Genomic DNA, 20,684 nt, shown 5'->3' with positions numbered 1-20,684 from the left:
TAATAGGTGTAGGTTGGGCTCTTCGCTATGTTTTGAGCCTGATAGTGGAACAGAAACGTCAAGATTGTAATAATATCAACAATTTCTAACCACAGGAGTTAACTTTTCTTGCTATAGTTAAAAATAAAATGGAGCGCGCTTATGTGCCGTTTTGTTGCCTACCTTGGACATGATGTTGTGCTGGAAGATGTACTGGTTAAACCAGTTAATTCCATTATAATGCAAAGCTTACATGCTCGGGAATCCACAATCCCTACGAATGGTGACGGTTTTGGCCTGGGTTGGTATGTTCCCTCTATTAGTCCAGAACCTGCATTATTTACATCCATTTCACCAGCATGGAATGATAGAAATTTGCTTCATTTGACTGCAAAAATTAAATCCCCCTGTTTTTTTGCTCATGTACGTGCTGCCAGTGCTGGTGGTGTGACTAACTATAATTGCCATCCCTTTATTCATGGACGATGGATGTTAATGCATAATGGCGGGATTAACGATTTTATTGTCGTTAAACGCCATTTACGGCATTTATTGGAGGATGATATTTACCATTGGATTCAAGGAGAAACGGATTCCGAACATTTATTTGGCCTCTTTTTACAATTGGCCAAGGGGAAAGATCTTAGTAAATTGTCGGTTGTAGCAGATACATTACAAGACACTTTGTATGAAGTGATTCAATTGGTTCAACAATTTGGTACGAAAGGCCCTTCCTATTTTAATATCTGTCTGACTGATGGTGAGCGGATAGTTGCTAGTCGTTATTGTACTGATAAAGAGGACTCTCCAGAATCCCTGCACTATTTTAATGGCGCTTGTTTTGCTGGCAGGGAGCATTTCCATAAGCTAAAGGAAAATCATAAGCATGAGTGTATCTTGGTAACTTCGGAGAAATTAACCAATATCAGTGATCAATGGGGTGATGTGCCGGCTAATCATTTGTTACTGATTGATAAAGACAGACGGATACAACTACGCCCACTGTGAAACAGTGGTAGCAAGATGACTCAAAAGACAGTAGCTCGGATCTATGAGTTAATTTTTATCTCGGAAAATAATACGACCCTTGCTTAGATCATAGGGTGTTAACTCTACTTTGACCTTATCACCAGTTAATATGCGAATATAGTTTTTGCGCATACGGCCAGAAATATGAGCAGTAACAACGTGACCGTTTTCAAGTTCAACACGAAACATAGTATTTGGTAAGGTATCAACGACAGTACCAAACATCTCAATATGATCTTCTTTTGCCATGGGTCCTCAAAAATGAAACTCAATAAGGCGCAAATAGTGCACTAAAATAAGAAAAATGGCAATCCAGTCTTTCCTCTAAGTCACTATTTTTCTTTAATTAACCTCTTTTGTCCATAGTCCTTGCCGAGTAGGGTATTTTAATGTTTCCTGTAAATGGTGCAAAAATTCACGACGACTGATAGTAATTGCACCCAAACTTTGCAGATGTTTGGTAGGTAACTGGCAATCTATAAAATCAAATTTCCAGGTCGCCAAAGTATGGCAAAGATAATATAAGGCTAATTTTGAAGTATCCCGAAGTCGATGGAACATCGACTCACCAAAAAAAGCTCGTCCTAGACTAATACCATATAAGCCACCAACTAGTTGCTCCTCTAACCATATTTCAAAAGAATGTGCATAACCCATTTGGTGCAAGAGGGTATATGCCTCTCTCATGCCATCAGTAATCCAGGTATTATTTATTCTTCCCTCACTGTTAGCGCAAGCGAAAATGACCTCACTAAAGGCTGTATCAATAGTGAAGCGATAAGGTTTTTTAAGGGCCTGTTTTAAACTGTGGGACACTTTAAAGGCTTGGGGTTTTAAAATCAAACGAGGATTAGGTGACCACCAAAGAATAGGACATCCTGGTTCAAACCATGGAAAAATACCTTGCTTATAAGCCACTAACAAGCGCTCTGGTGACAAATCCCCGCCAATTGCGAGTAAGCCTTGTGCATCACTACTCTCAGGGTCCGGGAAGTTTATATCTTGGGTTGTGCGGGATGTTGAAGAGGGAATGGTCGGCCTCCTGCTTGTGATATTAATGTGAGTTTAATATAAAAAACAGGATCCTGTTTTTATATCGCACAACGAACGTTATTCCATAAAATGCGCAGCAGTTATAGGGGGACAGGACTAATCAATAGTCCATTCCTGTAGTAAGATTGCTCTATTAGCAACAGTGATTCCACCTTGATTTTTCCCAAGGGTATTCTCGATATTCAAGATCTAAATGTCACTTGAATAAATAAAAAATCAAGGTGTATGAAATTGAAATTATGAATTTGTAATAGAGCCTAAACTATCCAAATATTTTTCAGCATCTAAAGCAGCCATGCAACCAAACCCTGCTGACGTAATAGCTTGGCGATAAACATGATCAGCAACATCACCACAGGCGAAAACCCCATTGATACTCGTAGCAGTGGCCATGCCCTCCAAACCAGAGCGGATAGTCAGATAGCCATCTTTCATGGCAAGTTGTTCTTTAAACAAACCCGTATTGGGATCATGACCAATTGCAATAAAAACGCCATCAACAGCCAGATCGTGGCAGCTATCATCGAGAACATTGCGGACACGGGCTCCGGTGACTTTCATATCATCACCAAGCACTTCTTCCAAGGTATGATGCCATAAGAGTTTTATATTACCTGTGCGTGTTTTTTCAACGAGTTGATCCTGGAGAATTTTCTCGGCTCGTAAACTATCACGGCGATGAACAAGGGTAACAGAAGCTGCAATATTTGACAGATATAAGGCTTCTTCAACAGCGGTGTTTCCTCCGCCTATAACGCAAACAGCTTTGTTACGATAAAAAAAGCCATCACAGGTTGCGCAGGCTGAAACGCCACGTCCCTGGTAGGCTTTCTCTGAGGGCAGTCCCAGGTAACGGGCAGATGCTCCGGTTGCAATAATCAGCGCGTCGCAGGTATACGTTTCACTATCCCCTTGCAAGACAAAAGGACGTTGCTGTAGATCTGCCTTTACAATATGATCGAAGATAATTTTAGTTTCAAAGCGCTCAGCATGCTGTTGCATGCGCTCCATTAGCGCCGGACCCTGTAAGCCTTCTACATCGCCAGGCCAGTTATCGACATCAGTCGTCGTGGTTAACTGGCCACCTGGTTGCATTCCAGTAATGAGCACCGGGTTAAGATTAGCACGGGCGGCGTAGACCGCTGCAGTATACCCGGCGGGACCTGAGCCAAGAATTATCAGGCGATGGTGATTGCTTTCGCTTATCATCTCTGCCTTCCTTATGAATTATGTTAAGATGGCAAATAGTATGACAAAATAAGGCACATTAAAATACCTATGCGAAAACAACAAACGGGTAATCAGGCCGGCACCCCGAAGCAGGCTATGCCAAATTTCTTGCTCAAACGTGTTAGTGAAGGCAGCTTTATTTTGGTATTAACCTGTGCTTTCTTCATGATACTCGCGCTTAGTACTTATCAAACCACCGATCCAGGCTGGTCACATGCCAATAAAGGAAATATCGGGATAGGCAATGCAGGCGGCCAGGTTGGTGCTTATATTGCTGACGGACTTTATTTTATTTTTGGCTATCTCGCATACCTTTTACCGTTTTGTTTTGCCTATGTTGCCTGGCTAATTTTAAAAGATCTGCGTGCCTTGCGGATTGTGAATCGGCTAGCCATGTTTTTACGTGCCAGTGGATTGGTTTTTCTGATGATTGGCAGTTGTGGGTTGCTAAGTTTATCTTCTATTGCGCCAATTGATGCAGTGCATAGTGCGGGTGGCATACTGGGCAGTTTCGTCTCTGGTGGTTTTGATTATGCGTTGAACACCCAAGGGGCTGCTTTATTACTGTTTGCCATTTTACTAGTGGGTATTACCCTGTTAACGGGGCTCTCCTGGGTTGGAGCTACGGAGTTACTTGGTTTTTATTCCGCTACCTTATTAAATCGCGGTTTTCGTGGCCTGGTTAGAGGCTCTCGTTTTATACGAGCAGTGATTAAGCGTTTTAGAGAACGAGAAAAATCAACCGTTGTTGAGAGCAGTAAACCAACACGTAGATTAATAGGTGGAAAAAAAGAGAAACCTGTTGTAGTGAATATACCTTCCCTGGAGCCTCTTGACTCAGTGATCAAAACGCCCTCTCCTGTGGTTACACCCAGTATACCTGCTCCCTCTATTTTGAAATCTGTAAAAGAGCCAGCCCGTCCTGTTGCCAAGCCACCTGCACAAGCGCTGACTGGGAGTTTACCAGCGCTTAGCCTGCTTGATAAAGGACGACCCGGCAAGGTAATGGGGGGATATACCCACCAGGAGTTGGAAACAGTATCGCGAGAAGTCGAACAGCATTTATTGGATTTCGGTATTCAGGCAGATGTAGTTGCTGTCCATCCGGGACCAGTAATCACTCGCTTTGAATTACAACTGGCAGCCGGGATTAAAGTCAGTAAATTGTCAGCACTGGCTAAGGATTTAGCTCGATCTTTATCGGTTACCAGTGTGCGAGTAGTTGAGGTTATTCCGGGTAAGACAGTCGTCGGTCTAGAGTTACCGAATCAACAACGGGATATGGTCTCTCTGTCCGAAGTGTTATCAGCGGATGTTTATCAGCAATCCCATTCACCATTAACCCTGGCTTTGGGGGTTGATATTGCAGGCCATCCAATGGTGGTTGATTTGGCAAAAATGCCTCATTTACTTGTAGCTGGTACAACTGGGTCTGGTAAATCAGTGGGGATCAACGCAATGATTTTGAGCCTCTTGTTTAAATCAACTCCTGAACAAGTACGACTCATTATGGTTGATCCCAAAATGCTCGAATTATCAGTTTATGACGGGATCCCACACTTATTAACGCCGGTAGTGACTGATATGAAAGAGGCTGCCAGTGCGTTGCGCTGGTGTGTCGGTGAGATGGAGAGGCGTTATCGTTTAATGGCTTCTTTAGGGGTTAGAAATCTGGCAGGTTTTAATGCCAAGATTGCGGAAGCTGAGGCAAAAGGTGAGCCCTTGGCTGATCCTTTGTGGAAACCGGTTGATTCTGTAGATGAAACTCCACCTGTCTTACAATCGTTGCCTTATGTGGTAGTCATTATTGATGAACTAGCCGATATGATGATGGTGGTAGGCAAAAAGGTAGAGCAATTAATCGCTCGTATTGCCCAAAAAGCCCGTGCAGCGGGTATCCACTTAATTCTGGCAACACAACGGCCTTCTGTAGATGTGTTAACTGGGCTTATTAAGTCAAATATCCCTACTCGAATGTCTTTTCAGGTCTCTTCAAAAATAGATTCTCGCACCATTCTTGATCAACAAGGGGCTGAACAGTTACTTGGCCATGGTGATATGCTTTACTTAGCGCCTGGAAGCGGAGCCCCATTACGTGTGCACGGAGCATTTGTTGATGATAAAGAAGTGCATCGTGTCGCTGATGATTGGCGAGCACGGGGTGAGCCTGAATACATTGATGATATTCTCCAAACACCTGGTGAAGGTTCTGAGGGTGGTTTCGGTGAAGAAGGACAAGAGACAGAAGAAACAGATCCTCTTTATGATCAAGCTGTTGAGTTCGTGATTCAGACACGAAAAGCGAGTATTTCTTCTGTGCAACGTCGTTTGAAAATAGGTTATAACCGAGCTGCGCGACTCGTCGAAGAAATGGAGCGGACCGGAATTGTAGGACCCTTGGATGGGGGGTTCAGAGATGTATTAGTGTCTACAGTTAATGAGGATTAACTATGAAAAAATTAGTTTTATTGCTATCGCTTGTATTTGCCGCTAATGCCTTTTGCGAATCGGTTGGGGATGTTTTACAGACAAAACTCAATGCTATTCGCAGTATGACTGCCAGTTTCAATCAAGTCATCAAAACCAAAGAAAAAGAAATCTCGCGCTCTTCTGGAACTATGGCCCTTGAGCGTCCTGGACGTTTCCGCTGGCAAACTAAAAGTCCTATGGAGCAATTGGTCGTTGCGGATGGAAAAAAACTTTGGGTTTATGATGTTGACCTGGAGCAAGTAACCGTTAAAAAACAGGAAAAAAGTTTGGGTGGCACAGCGGCTCTGTTTTTAAGTGGTTATGATGATACGGTTACCCGTGATTTTGATGTCACTGCAACGACGGCTGGTGATAAGCAATCTTATGATTTGCAATCTAAATCCCATAAAGCAAATTTTCAGCGAATGAAGCTGATTTTTAATCGTGATGTATTAATTGCCATTGAAATGTTTGATCAACTTGGCCAACACACCGTTGTCAATTTGAAGAACGTAAAAACCAACCCTAAAGTTGCTGCCAGTTTGTTCCAATTTAAGCCGCCTAAAGGAACAGATGTAGTACACCAATGAATTTATTTAATACTCAACCCAACGCTCCTCTCGCAGAGTTATTAAGACCCAAACATTGGGATGAGGTCATCGGGCAAGAACATTTGTTGGGAACAGGGAAACCATTAAGGCTTGCTTTTGAATCCGGCAAGCCGCATTCCATGATTTTGTGGGGACCGCCTGGTGTAGGAAAAACAACCTTGGCACGATTAAGTGCAGCGGCGTTTGATTGTGAGTGGATAGCGCTTTCTGCTGTTTTTTCTGGTGTTAAAGATATACGTGCTGCGGTTGAGGAGGCCAGGCAGCATTTAATGCAACAACGTCAAACGTTACTTTTTATTGATGAAATCCACCGTTTTAATAAATCGCAACAAGATGCTTTACTGCCTTTTACTGAATCAGGTCTCATCACGTTTATTGGCGCAACAACAGAGAACCCTTCTTTTGAAGTCAACTCTGCCTTATTGTCCCGCGCCCAGGTTTATGTGTTAAAGCCGTTAACAGATACGGAGCTTAAACGTTTATTAATTCGTGCTCAGGAGAGAGTACTTAGCCATCTGCAATTTGAAGCGGACGCTGAGGCTCATCTTATTGCTTCTGCTGATGGCGATGCTCGTCGGTTTTTAAATCTTTTGGAACAAGTCAATACTGCTGCGCAGGCTCAAGGGACAGTCCAAATTACTGCTGAATTAATTAACAATGCCCTGAGTTCGACAAGACGTCGTTTTGATAAGAGTGGAGAAAATTTTTACGATCAGATTTCAGCCTTACATAAATCAGTTCGTGGCTCCAATCCTGATGCAGCACTTTATTGGTTATGCCGTATGCTTGATGGTGGTGTTGATCCCTATTATCTTTCTCGCCGCATTGTGAGAATGGCTTGGGAGGATATTGGATTAGCTGATCCACGTGCTATGCAACTTGCAAATGATGCTGCCTTAACTTACGAGCGCTTAGGCTCTCCTGAAGGCGAACTGGCTCTTGCTCAGGCGGTTATCTATATGGCAGTTGCCGCTAAAAGTAATGCTGGTTATGTTGCTTACAATAAAGCGACGGCTTTCGTGAAACAGGACAAATCGCGAGAAGTACCACTTCATTTGCGCAACGCACCGACCCAATTAATGAAACAGTTGAGTTATGGCCATGAATACCGTTATGCCCATGATGAACCGGATGCTTATGCTGCAGGAGAAAACTATTTACCAGAAGGGATGAAAGAACCTCGCTGGTATCAACCAGTTTCACGAGGCCTTGAAAGTAAAATTGCGGAAAAGATGGCATTCTTGCGGAAACTCGATGAAAAAGCAGGGAAGAAGTAAAATTCTGAGATTATTTAGGGGCTGTTTACGTTTCGCTGCAGTAGTTATGACTTGATTTTGAGGCCTGCAGGTTATCCCTTGGCTCGACAAGCTGTTGGGAGCGGCGGCCAACCTGCATTTGCCTATGGTTTGGCCTGCTATTCGAGTAGCGGTCAGAATATCCTAAACAAGTTTGTGGGTGGCAGCATTTATCTTACGATAGAGAAAAGCCAAAACGGGTGGTAGAAGGGAGAGGGCGATAATACCATAAATAACGATGGCAAAATTGTCCTTAATAATGGGAATAGAACCAAAAAAATACCCTAAACTGAGCAAGCTGCCCACCCAAAATAGAGCACTAACCAGATTGTAGATGGAAAATAGTGAGACAGTCATATAGCCGACTCCTGCCACAAAAGGGGCAAAGGTGCGAATGATAGGAATAAAGCGAGCGAGGATAATTGTTTTCCCCCCATGCCTTTCATAAAACTGATGGGCTTCAATTAAGTATTTTTTATTCAATAATCGAGAATGATTTGCAGAAAATACCCGTGGACCAATAGCTTTTCCTATGAAGTAATTTATTTGGTTTCCGGCAATCGATGCGATTACTAATAGACTGAATAAAGGCAGAATACTCAAAGGTGTACTTTGCTGCGCTGCAAGACTGCCTGCAGCAAAAAGCAACGAATCACCTGGTAGAAAAGGGGTGATAACTAGCCCTGTTTCGCAAAATATAATGGCGAACAATGCTAAATAGGTCCAAATACCATATGCTGATACAAAAGCAATAAGGTAAGTATCTATATGTAAGATATAATTTAATAATTGATGTATAGTTTGCATTGAGTCCCCAATTTTTGTAACTTCAAGAGTGTGATCTAAGCCGGGTTCAGAGCCAGTTTACAGTATATGGTATAATCTTGTCTTTATTATAAAGTTGAGGCAAGTTTAATTTGACGCCAAACCTTTTATAAATGTCAAAATAGCGACTTTAATTCGTTTTTTATAGATTAATTATCTGATTTTATTTATATTTTAGTTTTGGCTTAAACTTTGCTACGGGTTTTCCAATTAATCAAGGTACTAATGTATGCATTGCACTGAGGTTTCTCCAAACGAAACACAAGCAGCAGTCAGCTTACCTGCTCAAGACATTTTAACATGTCTACCTTGTGGTCTAGTTGTGCTGAATGCGCAAGGTTACATTGTTTGGCTCAATAAAGCAGCTGAGGCTTTGTTAGGAACGGGACTACAGGGAATCGCCTGGCTTAGGGTAATTAAGCAAGTGTTTGCTCCTCGCGCCGATGATGGTCATGAAGTTTCTTTAGTGAATGGTCATAGATTACATGTAGCCATTTCTTCGCTCGAAAGTTTACCAGGACAATTAATTACCTTAACAGACGTCACCGCTAGTCGTGATTATGAACAATCCAAAGCAAATCAGCATCGTTTAATGGCTATGGGTAGAATGACCGCCCAGCTTGCTCACCAGATTAGGACCCCTTTGTCATCAGCAATACTCTACACAGAGCATTTAGCCGCGCAGCCGCAGAGTGATAGCCGTTGTTTACAGTGGATTACTCGTTTACAAGGTTGCCATGCCAGTATAGAACAGCAAATTCAAGAGTTGTTGTTATTTGCCAAAGGTGAAATGATTGAGCTTGTTTCGGTATCACTACAAGAGTGTTGTAATCAGTTAGCTGAACGAGCACAGCCTTTTATTCAGGCTGAGTCTGCAAGTTTTACGATTGATAATCAATCACAGAAAGATGAAATGCTTTTGCATAAAGAATCATTTATCGGGGCTGTGTTAAATCTCGTTATCAATGCCTTGCAAGCCAAGGCAAATTGTATCAGTCTCACCATTGAGGATCAGGCCGATGGTGGCGTGCAATTTAAAATGATCGACAATGGTCTCGGGATGCCTGATGATGTAAGAGGGCAGGCCTTTACGCCCTTTTTCACAACGAAAGCACAGGGAACAGGATTAGGGCTTGCTGTTGTTTATGCAGTTGTAAGAGCGCACGGTGGAGAGGTTATGTTAGATTCTTTACCAGGGCAAGGGAGTTGTATAACGATTAATCTACCAGGATAATGGTATTTTACCCGAGGATAACTCATGAGTGACGTGTTAATTGTTGAAGATGATCCCGTTTTACGTGAAGCACTGGCAGAAACAATGAATCTGGCAGGACACTCTTATCTGGCAGCGAAAGATGGTAAAGAAGCATTGGCCATGCTGGAGCGTCATAGCCCCGCAATTATCTTAAGTGATGTACGTATGGATAAGATAGATGGGCAACAACTTCTTGCTGAAATTCAACGTCGAAATCCAGGTGTTCCTGTTATTTTGATGACAGCGCATGGCTCAGTTGAAGATGCGGTCGCTGCAATGCGTCATGGTGCGGTTGATTATCTGCAAAAACCTTTTAGTGCGCACGCGCTTACTGAAAAAATTAATCGCTACATCAAACCTGTTATCCTGGAAGATGATAGTCAGCCAGTGGCTCAAGATCCGAAGAGTCAAGCCTTGTTGTCCATGGCGTTGCGAGTTGCGCAATCAGATGTTGGGGTGATGATCAGTGGTGAAAGTGGTACAGGAAAGGAAGTGTTAGCGCACTTTATTCATGATCATTCTCCGCGTAAGCAACATCCTTTTATTGCTATTAATTGCGCAGCAATACCTGAGCAAATGTTAGAAGCGACTTTATTTGGCTATGAAAAAGGAGCGTTTACTGGTGCTTACAAGTCAACTGCTGGGAAGTTTGAACAGGCCCAAGGTGGTACTTTATTATTGGATGAAGTCAGTGAAATGAATTTGGGTCTGCAGGCAAAATTATTGCGGGTGCTGCAAGAAAAAGAGGTCGAGCGCATAGGGGCTAATAAACTGATTAATCTTGATGTACGCGTATTAGCTACTAGTAATAGAAAACTGCTTGATGAAGTTAAGGCAGGCCGTTTTCGAGAGGACTTGTATTATCGCTTAAATGTTTTTCCTCTCCATTGGTTGCCATTAAGAGAAAGAATCTGTGACATTATTCCGTTGGCAAATTATCTGATTCGTCGTCATTGTCAGAATAACCAACCACTAATTCCAAGTTTGAGTGATGAAGCCAAGCAAGCTCTACTTGAATACAGCTGGCCTGGTAATGCTCGTGAACTGGATAATGTTGTACAGCGTGCATTAGTACTTCAAACACAGGGCATCATTGAAGTGCCCCATTTGCAATTACCAATGCAAGGGGTGGATGAACCAAGGGTTGTTAAGAAGGTTGATAGTAAAAATCTTCAGAATCACGAGTTTGAGTTAATCGAACAAACACTGAAAGAATATGATGGTAACCGACAAAAAGTTGCAGCGGTTTTAGGGGTGAGTGAGCGTACATTGCGTTATAAATTAGCAAAAATGCGCGAAGAGGGATATGTCGTATAGGAACTCAGTAAGCAGGGATAGAGGAGAACGATAATGAGCGATATTAATACCGTCTCTTTGCTAAATCAAATGCGTGTATTGGCAGCTAAAGCTGAAGGTAGTAGTGTAGAGAATGCAACCCAGACTTCATTTGGTGATGTTTTTAAACAGGCCTTGGGTGAAGTCAATCAATTACACCAAAATGCAGACAATTTAAGAACCAAATTTGAGTTGGGTGATAAAAGTGTCGGTATTGGCGAGGTCATGGTCGCAGCACAGAAATCAAGCCTGGGTTTTGAAGCGACTTTAAGGGTAAGAAACAAATTAGTACAAGCTTATGAAGATATTATGAATATGCCTATATAGCGGGCATCTAATTACGGAACTGTTAGAAAAAGAACAGCCACCTATTGGTGATACAGGAGTTAATCATGGCATTGGCTGACAGTGCTTCAACTGCCGCAGCAAGATTTGCAAGTCTCTCTGTCCCAAGGCAATTGGGATTGATGTTAGGGCTTGCTGCAAGTGTAGCAATTGGTGTTGGAGTGGTTTTATGGTCACGCGAACCAACCTATCTACCTCTTTATAGTGAAATAGGACCACGAGACGCGGCTGATATTGTGGAACTTTTACAACGTAATAATATCCCATTCAAAATTGATAAAAGCCATGGCACCATACTGGTACAAGCCGATGAGGCGCAGGAAGCGCGCTTGAAAGTAGCTGCGGAAGGCCTGCCGCGTGGTAAGGGGGTCGGTTATGAAGCATTCTCCACCAATTCCAATGTTTTTAACAGCAGCCAATTTATGGAAAATGCTCGCTATAAACAAGCTCTAGAGACAGAGTTAGCGCGCACTATTAGTCAATTTCATGATATCAAATCTGCTCGAGTCCATTTAGCTATTCCTCGCGAATCTGCTTTTGTCAGGGATAATCGTGAACCCAGTGCTTCGGTGTTTATTGATGTTTATTCCGGACTTGAATTGAAAAAACAAACGATTGCATCGATTATTAATTTGGTCGCCTCCAGTATTCCAAGTCTTTCTGCCAATCGAGTCACTGTTGTTGATCAAAACGGCCAATTGCTAAGTGAGGGCGGAGGGCAAACATTATTTACCAATACCGAACGCTTTATGGATTATCGTCAAACTCTTGAACAACAATACGTTCAAAGAATTCAGGATATCTTAACGCCTTTACTTGGCTATGGGCGAGTTAGGGCGAAGGTTTCAGCGGATCTGGATTTTACTTCTTTTGAGCAAACCCAGGAAATTTACAATCCTGAATTGCAATCACTGCGCAGTGAGCAAAGCATGGAAGAAAAACGTAATGTAGGGGGTAATGCCAGTGGTGTTCCAGGTTCCTTATCAAATACAGCGCCAGCCAATGCGAACTTGCAGCAAAATAAAGGCAACAACCCCAATGCCAAGAATAGTACCCAGGTGAGTAACGCTGATGTTGATGTACAAGCGAGTGACTATCGCAAACAAAGTACAAAGAATTTTGAATTGGACAAGACAATTAGTCATACCAAAAATCAACCAGGAACCATTAAACGTTTAACGGTTGCTGTTTTGGTAGATGATAAACCGACCTTGAATCCCAAAACTAAAAAAATGGAAGTTAAACCGTTAACACAAGCTGAAATTGAGCAAATTAAAGTCCTTGTTGCCAACGCAATTGGTTTAAATGCCAAACGGGGTGATAGCTTGAATGTCCTTAATAGTCATTTCGTCAAGCCTGATCCGGTCCCTCCATTACCCGAAGAAAAATTTTGGCAAAAAGATTCTTTTTGGTCAATAATGAAACAAGTTGGTGCTGCATTATTTGTATTGACGATGGTGTTTGGCCTTCTCAGGCCATTGTTCAGGAACTTATCTGGCGTACGTCGGGAAGAAAATACAGAGGAGAAGGCTGCGGAACTTACTCACGAGGGTCAAGCGATGTTGCCTCATGCTAATGATTATGAATCACAATTGTCATTACTTCGTCAGGTGGTAGACAAAGAGCCAAAACGGGTAGCGCAAGTCGTTAAAACTTGGGTTGAGCGGGGATAGTACTATGGATGGCATTGAACGGGCTGCAATTTTGTTGTTAGGGATGGGAGAGAAAAATGCTGCTGAAGTACTGAAGCACTTGGAGCCGCGTCAAGTTCAAAAAGTTGGTATGGCTATCTCAACAATGAGCAGTGTCAGTAAAGCAAAAATGCAAGGTGTGTTAGGTGAGTTTTTAACTGCGATTGAAGATCAAACAAGTTTGACAGTCGATGCTGAAAATTATTTACGTACGGTCCTGATCAATGCCCTGGGTGAGGAAAATGCAATTCCGTTTATTGACAGGATTTTAGTATCTGATAAAGATAGTGGGCTTAATCGACTTAAATGGTTGGATGCCCGTCTTATTGCTGACGTGATCCGTAATGAACATCCACAAATTATCGCCACCATTCTTATCCATCTGGACAGTGAACAATCCGCTGAAGTGGTCAGTTATTTTACATCGGAAAAACGAGCTGAAGTTTTATTAAGGATGTGTACGATTGATACGGTTAAACCTGAAGCTATTTCGGAGCTTGGGCATGTTATTGAAAAGCAATTAAGCGGTCAGAAAGTCGGAAAAATAGCGTCAGTCGGGGGCATTAAAAGCGTTGCTGATGTGATTAACTTTCTTGAGGGTTCGGTAGAGACAGAAGTACTTGAGAAAATTCATGAATGGGATGAAGAGCTTTGCGACAAAATTAAAGACAAAATGTTTGTTTTTGAAAATTTAGTGGATATGGATAATCGCAGTGTACAGACTTTATTACGTGACGTATCTACTGAGCAGTTGATGTTGGCACTGAAGGGTACAACAGAACCAGTCAAAGAAAAGATTTTTACTAATATGTCAAAACGGGCTTCAGATTTGTTACGTGATGATTTGGAGATGCAAGGCCCCGTGAAGGTCAGTGATGTGGAAAAAGCCCAACGGGATATTCTGGCCATTGCCAGGAGCCTGGCGGATGAAGGTAAAATTGCTCTGGGTACTAAAGGTGGCGACGAGATGATCTAGGGCTTGTTAATTAATTCGGCTAAAAATGAACTGATGATCATTTCCTGCGGTTCGCAGCTCGCGTATCTCTATGTATACCTCGCTGTAATGCTGGTCAATAAACGTTGTTGTTTTATTTTTAGCGAATTAATTAACAAGCACTTAGAGCCAACGGGTGTGTTATCAAAATAATTATGGAACTGTATCGATCTATAGATGCTAAGAGGACTAGTGTGGATAACGATTTCCAGCCCTTATATGAAGAAAAGGATAAGGATGCTTTTGATGTCTGGCAAATGAAAATGCCAGAACCAGAACCAGTCATCGAAATTGATGAAAAGGAAGAGTTTGCTAAGGAATGCGCACGTTTACGAGAAGAAGTTAAAAAAGCTGCTTACGAAGAAGGTATGCAACAGGCCGCGGCGGAATTACAACAAAAAAGACAAGAATTAGCCTCTTGGCTGACTCTAATCCAAAACCCAGTCGAATTACTGGATGATGCTTTGAGTCAAGAAATCGTCCAAACCATTGCCTGGATTTGTGAAGCCTGTATTGGTATTGAGTTATCAATTCATCCGAAAAAATTATTAACGTTACTCGAAGAAATAAAACGTGAATTTTCTACGTTGCAAGGTGATAGAGAGCTGGTTATGAATCCCTTGGATGTGGAGTGGTTATTGAATGAATTGAGTGAACAGCAGGTAGCAGGATTGACGGCGCTATTGGTTGCTGATCCCTCTTTATCGAGAGGTGATTTTTATTTAAAAAATGAATACGGCGAACTTGATGGACGTTTGAAAACCCGTTTGCAAAAATTATTCAAAAATTATTTGCTTGAAGATGGGGCCGAGTCAACTAACAATAAAGATTCACAATGAAAATTTATGAATCGCAATTAACCAACGCTTTAAAAATACTGCGCACAAAACCATACAGGGGTCTGATTCATTGTGGGCGCGTGAGTCGAGCAATTGGTTTAACCTTGGAGGCACAAGGCTTTCATCTACCAGTAGGTGCACGTTGCTGGGTGAAAATTAGCGATAATGAACGCGTTGAGGCCGAAGTGGTCGGTTTTGATAATGAAAATGCTTATTTGATGTCCATAGGACATACACAGGGTATTGGACCTGGCATGTTAATTGTTCCGAGTGGCAAAGTGGCGCAAGTGGGAGTAAGCAACGACTTGTTAGGCAGGGTACTTAATGGGGCAGGTATTGCTATTGATGAGGGCGGTCCTCTGGATACTACGCAGAATTATCCTTTGATGAGCCAGCCTTTTAATCCTTTAAAACGAGCTGCCATAGAAACACCTTTAGATGTCGGTGTGCGGGCAATTAATGGTCTACTCACGGTGGGACGTGGTCAGCGTATTGGTTTATTTGCTGGAAGTGGTGTGGGTAAATCGGTGTTACTTAGTATTATGACTCGCTTTACAGCAGCTGATTTAGTGGTTGTTGGTTTAGTTGGTGAGCGAGGAAGAGAGGTCAAAGAATTTATCGAGTGTAATTTGGGTGAAGAAGGGTTAAAGCGGGCCGTTGTTGTAGCAGCGCCTGCTGATGAGAGTCCTTTAATGCGTCTGCATGGAGGGATGGTAGCAACCAGCATTGCAGAGTATTTTCGTGATCAGGGTAAGCATGTATTGTTACTCATTGATTCTTTAACACGGTTTGCCCAGGCGCAACGAGAAATCGCTTTATCCATCGGTGAACCTCCGGCAACAAAAGGTTATCCTCCTTCGGTTTTTGCTAAATTACCTCAGTTAGTTGAGCGGGCGGGTAATGGCAAACCCGGAAGTGGCTCGATAACCGCTTTTTATACTGTTCTCACCGAAGGTGATGATCAACAGGATCCGATTGCGGATGCGGCCCGTGCTATCCTTGATGGGCATATTGTCCTGGACCGTGAGTTGGCGGAGTCAGGGCAATTTCCAGCCATTGATTTAGAAGCCTCCATTAGTCGTGTTATGCCGGCCATTGTTCCAGAAGCCCAAATGAAACAAATGCTATTATTGAAGAAATACCTTTCGATTTATGAAAAAAATAAGGATTTGATTTTGTTAGGTGCTTATGCAAAAGGGAGTGATCAGCAATTGGATAAAGCCATTGCTTATCGAGAAAAAATTAGGGACTATATTGCTCAAGGAATGGATGAAAAGGTTGATTTTTCAACTAGTATAGCTCTTTTACAAGACTTGGCTGAGTTACTGGAAAACGCATGAAACAGCGGATAACCCGATTATTGCGGATTCTTGAATTAAAAGAACAGGCAACCCGCACTGCGATGGAAGATTTAATTCGTGCTCGTGAGCAATTCATAACAGGCAAAATGAAACATGAACAATTGCTCGGATATCGACAGGACTATATGCAGCAACTGAGTAATTTAGGCGATGCGGGGTGTACAGTCGGTCGGGTACGTAATCGTATTGATTTCATTGCCCAGCTTGATATGGCTTTGTCTCAACTCAATCAACAATTAGCGCAATTTGCAAAGCAACGTTCAAAATGCGAAACAATTTATTTACAGGTAAAATCCGAGCAAGATGCTGTAAAAAAACTGATTGAGCGGGTTGAGCAACAACAAAACCTTAAAAGAGAACGTGCTGAGCAGAAAGAAAGTGATGAGTACGCGCAAAAGCAGTGGTATAGTAAAAACTCTACCACTAACTCAACAAAACGCGGTGATTAAATTTTTAAAGCGATGCTGGATGCCTCTGGCCATCTTGATTATTACTGCCGCGGTTATTTCTAGCCTTTTCCGCGCGCTTACCCCTTGGGCTAAGCAATACAAGAAGGAAGTAGAGCATCATTTATCAACCTTACTTGGTGAGCCCGTTAGTATTCATACTATGGAGACAGGATGGTATTGGTTTGAACCAGTAATCAAATTAAAGCAGGTGAGTATTTCAGACGGCAAACAGAAACTTATCAAGCTTGACAAGTTATTGGTTGGTATCAATATTTTTAGTTCCCTTTGGCACTGGCAAATTCAACCAGGTGTATTGTTTCTTGATGAGCTCCACTTAACCCTGCGTCAAAAAAATGGGCAATGGCAGGTTGATGGTTTAACCGGTTCTAATAAGTCAACAATGACTTGGGATACAGATACTTATAAGCCTATTCTTGCCTGGATCCTGAGTCAGCAAAAAATTATCATTAAAAATCTCTCTGCCCAGATTTATCTGGAGAATGGCACACTAATTCCTGTACGCGAATTTAATCTTACCATTGCTAATCGGTCTGGGCGTTATCGTATCAAAGGTAAGGCACACCTTGCGCAAACAACGCGGACTGATTTTCAATTGCTCGCTGAAATGTACCTCGACCCCCGCGCCTTGAATAAGACTGTTGGCCATGCTTTTTTCTCCGTTGATGATCTTCTGCTTGCACAATGGCAAAGCTTTTTCCCTCAATCGCGTATTCATCTGTTAGGTGGAAAGGGGGATATACAGGTATGGGCTGATGTTGGCGCAGGGCAATTAGAAAATGTTCAGGCAAGATTGGATCTGGATCATCTAGCCTGGGATGATACTCAAACGCAAAAAAATCAATTGGTGCAATCGTTAAAAGCAAATTTAGCCTGGAATCCTACGAAAGAAGGCTGGCAATTGGCAGGAGACCACATAAAATTACGTTTGGGGGATACGCTGTGGCCTGAAAATTCTTTGTTGGTTCGTTATGAGAGATCCAACCATGATTATTTTGTTTTTATAAAAAATATTCTGTTGCAATCGTTGTTTTCTACATCGATCCCTTGGCCAAATAATATAAGTACAGTTTTGGCTATGAAACCGCATGGACAGTTTCATGATACACAAGTGCATATTAAAGACGGCGGCATTGCTTATATCTTGACACGTTTTTCAAAATTGGGGTGGCTGGCTCAGGAAACCCGTCCTGGCGTAGATAATCTTTCAGGAGTCATTCATTGGCAGCCGACCGAAGGGCGTTTAGAACTCGATGGTGAGAAAACAGTCATTGACAATAAAAATCAGCCACCAATCACCTTTGAAACGCTTAATGCTGCTTTTGATTGGAAAGAATTAAGTCATGGTATGCGCTTAAGTATGGAGCGACTTGTCTTAAAGCATCCCAATCTATTGCTCAGTGCTCAGGGAGTAGTTGACGAAGTATCAACCAACTCAGCAGGTAATTTACGTTTGACAGCGGAATTTTCAGCCAATGATGCGCATAAATGGCTGCCTTATTTGCCAGTCAAACATTTGAAACCGAAACTGGCTATTTGGCTGAAACAGGATGTTAAACGTATTGCAACGGCCAGTGGTGAGTTGACCGTTAATGGCTTGGTTGCGGATTTTCCTTTTGATAAACAACCCGGTGAGTTTGCGATCAAAAGCTATTTAACCGGTGTTGATTTAGTTTTCGCTCCTAACTGGCCGTTAACGAAAGACATTGAAGGTTATTTACGGGTCAACAAAAGAGCTTTGGAAGCAGATATTGTTCATGCTGATCTCAAAGGCATTGTTGCAGAGAAAGGAAATTTGCGTGTCAACGATATTGGATTGGACAAAGAAACTTTACTTATCCATAGCAAAATTACAACAGACTCCGGTAAAGCTCAGTCCTATATTTTATCGTCTCCTTTAAATAAAAAATTATCTGTTTTAAACATGCTTAAAATGAAAGGCCTACTGGAACTTGATCTCCAGTTGGAGGCGCCACTTTATCCTGAAAACGATGATGTTTTAGCGCTAGGCGATCTTGCCTTTATAAATAACACCGTCGATGTACATCATACTTTGGATGATGTGCAATTAAATAAGTTAAATGGTACTTTGCAATTTGATCAGCAGGGGATTTTAGACAGTGACTTAAAAGCGATTATTATGGGGTATCCTGTCGCCATTCTTATTCGATCAATTCGCCATCCTGAGCCTTACACGGAAGTTCGGATTAAAGGTAAAACAACAATGGATGTGGTACGCAGTAAATTTAATTTACCTATTTTTTCTCTAATGCATGGCTCCTTATGGTTAGAAAGTTTATTAACGTTAACCGATGATCCCAGTGATTTGGATCATTTGCGTATTCACACTTCTCTGCAGGGGCTAAGTATTGATTTACCCTCACCTTTAGGGAAGTTGGCTGGTGTAAAAACGCCCTTAACAATCGATATTGATTTTAATCCTCAAAAAGCAATCCGGGTACGTTTTAATTATGATAATCGGCTACGTAGTGATTTATGGTTTTCTGGTTCTAAAGACGAATATCTCTTACAAAAAGGAGAAATTCTGGTAGGTGATACTAACCAACCTCCGATGGAGCAAAAACAAAAAGGATTACGCCTGGTTGGCGCCCTGACTACTTTTGATTTACAAGAATGGCTTGCTACTTGGGAAAAATTGTCGGATTTAAGAACTAAAAAAGGCTTGATGGATGTCCTTAATTATGTTGAATTCAAATTGCGCGAAGCGAAGATATGGCGCGAAAATTATAAGGATTTAGCAGTCAAAGCAGTAAAATCAACAAATAATTCCTGGTCTATCCGCCTCGAACAGGAAAGATTGGCTGCGAACTTGAAATATCAGCCATCAACCAATAGCTTAACGGGGGTTTTTGATAAATTAAGTCTTACCAAACAGGCTGACGCGGATAAATTAGGGGAGGCGACTCCCTGGACTCTTAAACCTGCCGAGATGCCAAATCTTGATCTGAGTATTCATTCTTTTCAATTTGATAGTTTAAATCTAGGTGACGTAACCCTAAAAACAAGCAGAGCAAATAATTTATGGCAACTTGAATCCTTTAAAATGGAATCACCATACTATCTACTAAGCGCAAAAGGGCAGTGGCAGCAAGAAGGCAAAATAAATACAACGAGACTTCGTGCCGATTTACACATTAATGATTTAGCAAAAAGTTTGGTTAGTTGGGAAATTAGCCCAGTGGTTGAAGCGCATCGAGGAGATGTAAGATTTCAGGGGAGTTGGCCAGGTGCTTTTCATGATTTTTCCTTAGTCAATGTTGTTGGGCAAATGGGGATCAGTTTTAAAAATGGTCGCATTACCAATTTAAGCCCGGAAACGGAGGAAAAACTTGGCTTAGGAAAGTTGTTAAGTATTCTTAGTTTGCAAACTATACCCAGACGCTTGAAATTGGATTTCAGTGATCTTTCACAAGCCGGTTACAGTTTTGATGAATTTAGTGGAAGCTTTACTCTGGCAAAAGGGGTTCTGACTACACAAGATAGTTATATCGATGGTCCTGTAGCTTATGCCAGTATGAAAGGAAACCTGGATGTAGTAAAACAACTGTATGATGTTAATTTGAAAGTCTCTCCTCACATCACAGCAAGTTTACCGGTTGTGGCAACAATTGCAGGTGGCCCAATAGCAGGAATTGCCACTTGGGTAGCCTCTAAAATTATTAATCAGGGAATGCAGAGAATCAGTGGCTATACTTACAAGATTTCCGGTCCCTGGAAACAACCGGTCGTACAACAAGTGAGTATTATCAAGAAACGCCAGACTTGATGATTTTCTTTCACTTTAAGAGAGAGTAGGGTCTGTTGACATTTCGCTGGCTTGAGTTGAAAAACATGGATTTATGAGCATCGCAGCATGGTTTACATAAGGGTAAATAAGTCGCGAAG

The 20,684-nt window shown here is 42.0% G+C and carries 17 protein-coding genes; 13 read left to right on the top strand and 4 right to left on the bottom strand.

The genetic code is table 11. The features are described 5' to 3' along the window. Window positions 1-141 precede the first annotated feature (141 nt). Window positions 142-987 (top strand): class II glutamine amidotransferase, encoded by an 846-nt coding sequence (locus ACN4Z1_RS06545; RefSeq protein ID WP_115221655.1) that lies wholly within the window; start codon window positions 142-144, stop codon window positions 985-987. A gap of 48 nt (window positions 988-1,035) precedes the next feature. On the opposite strand, the gene infA is transcribed toward ACN4Z1_RS06545, so the two are convergent. The 3 genes from infA to trxB all read right to left on the bottom strand — a co-directional run bounded on the left by infA (window position 1,036) and on the right by trxB (window position 3,270). Further along, window positions 1,036-1,257: a translation initiation factor IF-1 gene (gene infA, locus ACN4Z1_RS06540; RefSeq protein ID WP_058447834.1), complete on the bottom strand. Its 222-nt coding sequence runs from the start codon at window positions 1,255-1,257 to the stop codon at window positions 1,036-1,038. A gap of 93 nt (window positions 1,258-1,350) precedes the next feature. Beyond that, the gene (gene aat / locus ACN4Z1_RS06535) at window positions 1,351-2,007 is read right to left on the bottom strand and encodes a leucyl/phenylalanyl-tRNA--protein transferase (RefSeq protein WP_228365071.1); all 657 of its coding nucleotides are present in this window, start codon (window positions 2,005-2,007) and stop codon (window positions 1,351-1,353) included. Window positions 2,008-2,298: 291 nt separating this feature from the next. Next, entirely contained in the window at window positions 2,299-3,270 is a 972-nt protein-coding gene (gene trxB, locus ACN4Z1_RS06530; RefSeq protein ID WP_255673212.1) for a thioredoxin-disulfide reductase, read from the bottom strand. A gap of 69 nt (window positions 3,271-3,339) precedes the next feature. Between trxB and ACN4Z1_RS06525 the strand changes: the two genes are divergently transcribed. Genes ACN4Z1_RS06525 through ACN4Z1_RS06515 form a run of 3 tightly spaced genes read left to right on the top strand, consistent with a single transcriptional unit; the run spans window position 3,340 to window position 7,648 of the window. Continuing rightward, window positions 3,340-5,739 (top strand): DNA translocase FtsK, encoded by a 2,400-nt coding sequence (locus ACN4Z1_RS06525; protein WP_228364880.1) that lies wholly within the window; start codon window positions 3,340-3,342, stop codon window positions 5,737-5,739. Window positions 5,740-5,741: 2 nt separating this feature from the next. Beyond that, window positions 5,742-6,350 carry an outer membrane lipoprotein chaperone LolA gene (gene lolA, locus ACN4Z1_RS06520; protein WP_115221652.1) on the top strand — a complete coding sequence of 203 codons (609 nt, stop codon included), beginning with the start codon at window positions 5,742-5,744 and terminating at the stop codon, window positions 6,348-6,350. After that, on the top strand, window positions 6,347-7,648 hold the full coding sequence (locus tag ACN4Z1_RS06515; RefSeq protein ID WP_228364881.1) for a replication-associated recombination protein A: 1,302 nt from the start codon (window positions 6,347-6,349) through the stop codon (window positions 7,646-7,648). Before lolA ends, ACN4Z1_RS06515 begins: the two co-directional genes overlap by 4 nt. Window positions 7,649-7,810: 162 nt before the next feature. On the opposite strand, the gene ACN4Z1_RS06510 is transcribed toward ACN4Z1_RS06515, so the two are convergent. Then, complete coding sequence (locus ACN4Z1_RS06510; RefSeq protein ID WP_115221650.1) at window positions 7,811-8,473, bottom strand: DedA family protein; 663 nt, start codon at window positions 8,471-8,473, stop codon at window positions 7,811-7,813. Between the two features lie 247 nt (window positions 8,474-8,720). Here ACN4Z1_RS06510 and ACN4Z1_RS06505 point away from each other — a divergent pair, with 247 nt between their 5' ends. The 9 genes from ACN4Z1_RS06505 (at window position 8,721) to ACN4Z1_RS06465 (ending at window position 20,565) form a co-directional block, all read left to right on the top strand. Next, the gene (locus tag ACN4Z1_RS06505; RefSeq protein ID WP_115221649.1) at window positions 8,721-9,725 is read left to right on the top strand and encodes a sensor histidine kinase; all 1,005 of its coding nucleotides are present in this window, start codon (window positions 8,721-8,723) and stop codon (window positions 9,723-9,725) included. 24 nt (window positions 9,726-9,749) lie between these two features. Beyond that, window positions 9,750-11,063: a sigma-54-dependent transcriptional regulator gene (locus tag ACN4Z1_RS06500; protein WP_228364882.1), complete on the top strand. Its 1,314-nt coding sequence runs from the start codon at window positions 9,750-9,752 to the stop codon at window positions 11,061-11,063. A gap of 33 nt (window positions 11,064-11,096) precedes the next feature. After that, entirely contained in the window at window positions 11,097-11,408 is a 312-nt protein-coding gene (gene fliE / locus ACN4Z1_RS06495; protein ID WP_115221647.1) for a flagellar hook-basal body complex protein FliE, read from the top strand. Between the two features lie 65 nt (window positions 11,409-11,473). After that, entirely contained in the window at window positions 11,474-13,099 is a 1,626-nt protein-coding gene (gene fliF / locus ACN4Z1_RS06490) for a flagellar basal-body MS-ring/collar protein FliF (protein WP_228364883.1), read from the top strand. A gap of 4 nt (window positions 13,100-13,103) precedes the next feature. Further along, window positions 13,104-14,093, top strand: a complete 990-nt coding sequence (gene fliG, locus ACN4Z1_RS06485) for a flagellar motor switch protein FliG (RefSeq protein WP_115221645.1) — start codon at window positions 13,104-13,106, stop codon at window positions 14,091-14,093. 212 nt (window positions 14,094-14,305) lie between these two features. Further along, window positions 14,306-14,950, top strand: a complete 645-nt coding sequence (locus tag ACN4Z1_RS06480) for a FliH/SctL family protein (RefSeq protein ID WP_181879372.1) — start codon at window positions 14,306-14,308, stop codon at window positions 14,948-14,950. Beyond that, window positions 14,947-16,290, top strand: a complete 1,344-nt coding sequence (gene fliI / locus ACN4Z1_RS06475; RefSeq protein WP_228364884.1) for a flagellar protein export ATPase FliI — start codon at window positions 14,947-14,949, stop codon at window positions 16,288-16,290. Before ACN4Z1_RS06480 ends, fliI begins: the two co-directional genes overlap by 4 nt. Next, window positions 16,287-16,760 (top strand): flagellar export protein FliJ, encoded by a 474-nt coding sequence (gene fliJ, locus ACN4Z1_RS06470; RefSeq protein ID WP_228364885.1) that lies wholly within the window; start codon window positions 16,287-16,289, stop codon window positions 16,758-16,760. Before fliI ends, fliJ begins: the two co-directional genes overlap by 4 nt. Beyond that, on the top strand, window positions 16,693-20,565 hold the full coding sequence (locus ACN4Z1_RS06465; protein WP_228364886.1) for a YhdP family protein: 3,873 nt from the start codon (window positions 16,693-16,695) through the stop codon (window positions 20,563-20,565). Before fliJ ends, ACN4Z1_RS06465 begins: the two co-directional genes overlap by 68 nt. The last annotated feature ends 119 nt before the right edge of the window (window positions 20,566-20,684 follow it).

Source organism: Legionella sp. ST3F1 (assembly GCF_048553315.1).
In the GTDB taxonomy this organism is placed as follows: domain Bacteria; phylum Pseudomonadota; class Gammaproteobacteria; order Legionellales; family Legionellaceae; genus Tatlockia; species Tatlockia donaldsonii.
Note: the sequence above shows the minus strand (reverse complement) of the source record. Positions and strands in the feature narration are given on the sequence as shown.

What these genes read in the sequence shown, in the direction of transcription:
- ACN4Z1_RS06510 (WP_115221650.1), bottom strand. Translation starts at nt 8,473, where the DNA reads ATGCAAACTATACATCAATTATTAAATTATATCTTACATATAGATACT.
- fliJ (WP_228364885.1), top strand. Translation starts at nt 16,287, where the DNA reads ATGAAACAGCGGATAACCCGATTATTGCGGATTCTTGAATTAAAAGAA.
- ACN4Z1_RS06465 (WP_228364886.1), top strand. Translation starts at nt 16,693, where the DNA reads ATGAGTACGCGCAAAAGCAGTGGTATAGTAAAAACTCTACCACTAACT.
- ACN4Z1_RS06505 (WP_115221649.1), top strand. Translation starts at nt 8,721, where the DNA reads ATGCATTGCACTGAGGTTTCTCCAAACGAAACACAAGCAGCAGTCAGC.
- fliI (WP_228364884.1), top strand. Translation starts at nt 14,947, where the DNA reads ATGAAAATTTATGAATCGCAATTAACCAACGCTTTAAAAATACTGCGC.
- fliE (WP_115221647.1), top strand. Translation starts at nt 11,097, where the DNA reads ATGAGCGATATTAATACCGTCTCTTTGCTAAATCAAATGCGTGTATTG.
- trxB (WP_255673212.1), bottom strand. Translation starts at nt 3,270, where the DNA reads ATGATAAGCGAAAGCAATCACCATCGCCTGATAATTCTTGGCTCAGGT.
- ACN4Z1_RS06500 (WP_228364882.1), top strand. Translation starts at nt 9,750, where the DNA reads ATGAGTGACGTGTTAATTGTTGAAGATGATCCCGTTTTACGTGAAGCA.
- fliF (WP_228364883.1), top strand. Translation starts at nt 11,474, where the DNA reads ATGGCATTGGCTGACAGTGCTTCAACTGCCGCAGCAAGATTTGCAAGT.
- ACN4Z1_RS06515 (WP_228364881.1), top strand. Translation starts at nt 6,347, where the DNA reads ATGAATTTATTTAATACTCAACCCAACGCTCCTCTCGCAGAGTTATTA.
- lolA (WP_115221652.1), top strand. Translation starts at nt 5,742, where the DNA reads ATGAAAAAATTAGTTTTATTGCTATCGCTTGTATTTGCCGCTAATGCC.
- ACN4Z1_RS06545 (WP_115221655.1), top strand. Translation starts at nt 142, where the DNA reads ATGTGCCGTTTTGTTGCCTACCTTGGACATGATGTTGTGCTGGAAGAT.
- fliG (WP_115221645.1), top strand. Translation starts at nt 13,104, where the DNA reads ATGGATGGCATTGAACGGGCTGCAATTTTGTTGTTAGGGATGGGAGAG.
- ACN4Z1_RS06525 (WP_228364880.1), top strand. Translation starts at nt 3,340, where the DNA reads ATGCGAAAACAACAAACGGGTAATCAGGCCGGCACCCCGAAGCAGGCT.
- infA (WP_058447834.1), bottom strand. Translation starts at nt 1,257, where the DNA reads ATGGCAAAAGAAGATCATATTGAGATGTTTGGTACTGTCGTTGATACC.